General features: G+C 42.0%; 6 protein-coding genes. 5 read left to right on the top strand and 1 reads right to left on the bottom strand.

Annotation, left to right across the window (positions count from 1 at the left end; genetic code table 11):
* A partial coding sequence (locus ACFIL8_RS08425) for a hypothetical protein (RefSeq protein ID WP_375689417.1) occupies window positions 1-191 on the top strand: 191 nt, incomplete at its 5' end.
* A gap of 151 nt (window positions 192-342) precedes the next feature.
* On the opposite strand, the gene ACFIL8_RS08430 is transcribed toward ACFIL8_RS08425, so the two are convergent.
* Window positions 343-1413 (bottom strand): YdaU family protein, encoded by a 1071-nt coding sequence (locus ACFIL8_RS08430; protein WP_375668416.1) that lies wholly within the window; start codon window positions 1411-1413, stop codon window positions 343-345.
* Window positions 1414-1829: 416 nt separating this feature from the next.
* On the opposite strand from ACFIL8_RS08430, the gene ACFIL8_RS08435 reads away from it, so the two are divergent.
* The 4 genes from ACFIL8_RS08435 to ACFIL8_RS08450 all read left to right on the top strand — a co-directional run bounded on the left by ACFIL8_RS08435 (window position 1830) and on the right by ACFIL8_RS08450 (window position 3296).
* Window positions 1830-2147, top strand: a complete 318-nt coding sequence (locus tag ACFIL8_RS08435) for an XRE family transcriptional regulator (RefSeq protein WP_273790852.1) — start codon at window positions 1830-1832, stop codon at window positions 2145-2147.
* A gap of 312 nt (window positions 2148-2459) precedes the next feature.
* Entirely contained in the window at window positions 2460-2849 is a 390-nt protein-coding gene (locus tag ACFIL8_RS08440; protein ID WP_375611644.1) for a hypothetical protein, read from the top strand.
* A 2-nt stretch (window positions 2850-2851) separates the two neighbouring features.
* Window positions 2852-3040 carry a hypothetical protein gene (locus ACFIL8_RS08445; protein WP_273790850.1) on the top strand — a complete coding sequence of 63 codons (189 nt, stop codon included), beginning with the start codon at window positions 2852-2854 and terminating at the stop codon, window positions 3038-3040.
* Between the two features lie 58 nt (window positions 3041-3098).
* Window positions 3099-3296, top strand: a complete 198-nt coding sequence (locus ACFIL8_RS08450) for a hypothetical protein (RefSeq protein ID WP_375689419.1) — start codon at window positions 3099-3101, stop codon at window positions 3294-3296.
* Window positions 3297-3494: the final 198 nt, after the last annotated feature.

Below are 3494 nucleotides of genomic sequence, written 5' to 3' on the forward strand. Positions count from 1 at the left end.
TTGCCAAGAGCATGGGAAGTGGCGCCTTGGGAAAAGGAGGAAGGTGGAAAGGAGGAAGGATGCAAGAAGGTGGGGCGGATGCCTGTGAGGGGGTGGTGCATGCTGGAGTCCTGGTGTATTGGGGTGCATGTTGGGGTGTGTATGTTGGGGTGCCTGTGGGGGTCTTTTGCGTGGGGAAAACGCTTTTGTGATGAGAGCAAAATGGTCGATGTTGACGCGTTTTGCTGTGTGAATCGCCTATCCAAATGTTGTTTTGCCGCCTTTTGTTTTGTCCGATGCTGTTGTGGTTTTGAAGCATTTTTGTCCCCGCGCTTGCTTGAAAAATACGTTGTTTGTGTGATGTCAAAAATTGTCGTTATAGTTGATCAAACTGCGGTAAAGCGTGTCGTTGTTCTCAGAGGTAAAAGATGAGGAGCCTCCCTGTTTTTGCTGTTCTTGCCGTTCGATCTCACGGCGAAACCAGTTGCGCCATGTGGCTTGCCAGTCTACTTTGAGAGCTTCTTTGCCGCCTTTGGCTTGCCAATAGTCGCGAAACTTCTTTTCTTGCCAATGGGCTTGGCTTTCACTCAAGCCTTCTGAAACTGCCGCCTTGATGTCTGCTTGCCAATGCTCAGGAAGACGATGCCCTTTGGCAACTGAGGTTGTGGTTTTTTTGTTGGTGCAAAGCGGGATGGAGGCAGGAAGATTGCTGGGGGGAAGAGTGGTGGCGGATTTTGTTTTTTCCCCCGTGACAATTTGCGCGATAGGGGCGGGAGTGAACTCGTCTTGGGGAGCTTTTAAAGGGGAGGCGTTTTTTTGCTCCGCTTCTGCTTGGGCAGGCAAAGGGAGAGGTGAATCAAGAGCCGGTGAGGGGGATGGATGATCGCTTTGTTCAAAGTTCTCTTCGCAGGAAAAACAAGGTTCTGTCTCATCAAACAAAATTTTCTTTTCTAAAACACCGTAAGGTGTTTCCTTTTCTTCTGCCTTTTGAGCTTTTGAGTTTTGTGCAACATCTTTTGGACTTTCGTTAAGCAGTTGTTGCATCTCTGCATTGATTTTCTTGCGTTTTTTTGCCGAAGAACGACCCGCAAAGGATTTTTGTTCAAGCAATTTTTCACGCTCTTGAAAAACATTTTCGCAACGCTTGTTCCATAATCCATTGGCTAAATTTAAAATCTTACCCTCTTGGATGAGCATCTCTAAAACATTAACAAAAGTTCGCTTGTCACAACCACAAAGACGCGCTAAACGTTCTTTCGATATTTCTAAAGGTCGGCCACGGGCATACATTTCATTGAGAAGAATCGTATAGATTCCAATTTCGTGTGCGCGCATCCCACGTACACCTCCTAGAAAGTCATTTTGATACCAACAAACATATGGAAGCCTAGACGATTCATAATGAGGAGTTTCTTGTTGATTAGCGTGTTTCATACTGCAATCTACTTTCTTCTTTTTTATACATTTTTATTGATGATAAAAGCTCAAATAAGGATTTAACTTGTGTTGCTTTTGGCTCTGTTCGATGATGACTAGAGGCTTCTTTACGATGCTTATAAATGATTGGCTGTGCTTGAAGAGCATGCAAACTTACGATTTAAGATTGCGGTGATGGAAAAAATAAAGAATACCACACATTCTCAACGTACTTGCTTTTGGGCAGAAGCTTTGGAGGTGGTCTTTTATATCCGGTAGGGTGGTTAAAGTGTTTTTATGATCTAAAAATAAAAAAAATTTCCCCCGAAAAAGTAAAATTTGTTTCCTTAATTTTATCCTTTTTAGAGGATAATGCAAGCCCGTTTTATAAAAAGGACGTGTTTTTTTAAAAAGACGCGCTATATGGTGAAATTATGAATATCGATGGTTGGCGTCAAAGATTAAGAATCGCTTTGGAAAAAAGTGGGCGGTCAAAAAGATCTATCTCCCTCGCTGCCGGTAAAGGCGCGGGGTACCTTCATTCTATTCTTTCTGAAGGAAAAGAACCAACAATCGAATCTCTCTCGCGAATTTGTCACGAAATTAATATCAGTATGAATTATATTCTTTACGGGAAAGGGGCTAGCCCTGAAGATAAAGAATTTATAGAGCTTATTTCGAAACTCTCTCCGCAAGAGAGACAGGCGATTTTGACTCTTTTGCGGCGACCAATTGACGAAGCTTCAAAATAACTTCCTTCTGTGCTTTTGAGTCAAGGCGACTCCAGTGTTTTATTAATATTATGTCACTCATTTTATCTCTCCTGTGTGTTTATAATTGCAATTTTGTAAGAACAAATAGAGAACAACAAAGGGGCATGAGAGGAACAAAGAATAATAGATTTTTCTTTACATATGTCATTTGAACCCCGTAGATATTTAAAATATATCTTTTATGAAGGATAAAATGGTTGACATCTCTCCTATAGAGGATATAAGACTAACGCTATATTTAGTCTTGTCAAGACAAGGCTATGCTTTATCAACTATCTAAAGGGGGAAATCATGAAAAATATTTCATTCGTTAAAGAGGATGAAATCATTGTCGTTTTATGCGAAGAGGAAAATCCTTGTACTTATGAAGGACCAATCGACGAAATCGAAGAAGTGCTCGAACTGATTGAAGAATGTGAAACTGTTTATAGAGTTTTACGACTCGATCTGACAACTTCTCATGCTGAAGATATTACCGAACAAATCGCTGATTTTTATGTCGAAAATCATGAAATAAATGAAGAAAATACACAATTGCAGCCCTTCATTTTGAATAGTGAAGCTTATCATGCTTGTTTAAATGAAAGAGCGGCTTGCGATTATGAAGATAATCTCTATGGCTCTTATGAAAAACAGCATCGTTTACGCCCATGTGATGTCTTGACAGATTATTGGTGGTAAACATGCCAAGTTATCTCAAGACTTCGTATCAAGGGATTCCACTTTATTATGCTGGAAATATGCGGAATTTAATCAGACTCGAACCACAAAAACACAACGCTATACTTTTTATATCGCAAGAGGTGGCTCAGTCTATGGCAAAAAAATTGGAGGAAGAATATTGCCGCCATGATTTTTCCGTCGTGCAGTAGCAGGGTTGAAAAAAGAAGCCGCAATGATGGGCCCAAGTGTTTTTTCATTGCGGTGACAATGGTGCACATTATGCTTTCGTTCTTGGGGGGGGGACGACTTGGGGGTGGAGAGCTTTGGGGGGGTAGCCGATATGGAAAGGAGGGTATGAAGAAAAGAGCCCTATATATGGGGAATTGCGGACGCTTGTGTGGGGGGAAGTTGCCGGCTGGTTCATTGGGGGATAAGACAATGGGGGGGCAGGTCGTCATCCAGTGACTTGGAGTGACACGGAAAGCATGCTGGAGAACAAAAATGAAGGCTTAGGGGGAAGATAAGCAGCAGTACAGACAGGTTCCAACCTATAAAAAGGCACGTTCAAGGGGGAAAAGAGCCGGTTTTTGTGTTTTTGCGGCACGCAAGTAGGGAGCTTGGAATGATACGTAAAGCATGCTGGAAAATGGAAGGAGGTGTTTG

The organism is Bartonella sp. AP57NXGY (assembly GCF_042195805.1).
Classification (GTDB): domain Bacteria; phylum Pseudomonadota; class Alphaproteobacteria; order Rhizobiales; family Rhizobiaceae; genus Bartonella.

What these genes read in the sequence shown, in the direction of transcription:
- ACFIL8_RS08430 (WP_375668416.1), bottom strand. Translation starts at nt 1,413, where the DNA reads ATGAAACACGCTAATCAACAAGAAACTCCTCATTATGAATCGTCTAGG.
- ACFIL8_RS08445 (WP_273790850.1), top strand. Translation starts at nt 2,852, where the DNA reads ATGCCAAGTTATCTCAAGACTTCGTATCAAGGGATTCCACTTTATTAT.
- ACFIL8_RS08435 (WP_273790852.1), top strand. Translation starts at nt 1,830, where the DNA reads ATGAATATCGATGGTTGGCGTCAAAGATTAAGAATCGCTTTGGAAAAA.
- ACFIL8_RS08440 (WP_375611644.1), top strand. Translation starts at nt 2,460, where the DNA reads ATGAAAAATATTTCATTCGTTAAAGAGGATGAAATCATTGTCGTTTTA.
- ACFIL8_RS08450 (WP_375689419.1), top strand. Translation starts at nt 3,099, where the DNA reads ATGGTGCACATTATGCTTTCGTTCTTGGGGGGGGGACGACTTGGGGGT.